Annotated in this window: 1 protein-coding gene; it reads right to left on the reverse strand. The window is 58.6% G+C overall.

What is annotated here, in order from left to right; translation table 11 throughout:
• The coding region (locus ACTHO6_RS00100) for a hypothetical protein (protein ID WP_440238091.1) at positions 1-599 on the reverse strand (599 nt) is incomplete at both ends.

Genomic DNA, 599 nt, shown 5'->3' on the forward strand with positions numbered 1-599 from the left:
TCCCAATGCGTGATGCTCGCTTCGAGCTGTTGCTGCTTCGCCAAAAGCGTGGTCTCGTGATCGCGAGCGGCTTCGAGTTGTTGGGTAGCGACTTCGAGTTGTCGGGAAGTGGCTTCAAGCTGTTGGGAAGCATCCTCGAGCTGCTGCGAAGCGGTGTCCAGCTGTTGAAGCGTCTGGTCGTGTTTGTCGCTCAGCTCCTGATAGGCGAGGCGAGCGGCTTGTAGCTCGGCGTCTGTTTGTTCCAGCTTCTCTGTCCAGACCAGCTCCTGCTGCTCCCAATGCGTGATGCTCGCTTCAAGCTGTTGCTGCTTCGCCAAAAGCGTGGTCTCGTGATCGCGAGCGGCTTCGAGCTGCTGGGTTGCCGTCTCCAGTTGGCGGGTCGTGGCATCGAGCTGCGAAGAGGTGCTTTGCAGTTGCAAGCTCGCGTCTTCCAGTTGCTTGCTGTTTTCAGCGAGCTGCTGCGAAGTGGTGTCCAGCTGTTGCAGCGTCTGGTCGTGTTTGTCGCTCAGCTCTTGATAGGCAAGGCGAGCGGCTTGCAGCTCGGCGTCTGTTTGTTCCAGCTTCTCTGTCCAGACCAGCTCCTGCTGTTCCCAATGCGT

It is taken from the genome of Brevibacillus sp. SAFN-007a (genome assembly GCF_051967035.1).
Classification (GTDB): Bacteria; Bacillota; Bacilli; order Brevibacillales; family Brevibacillaceae; genus Brevibacillus.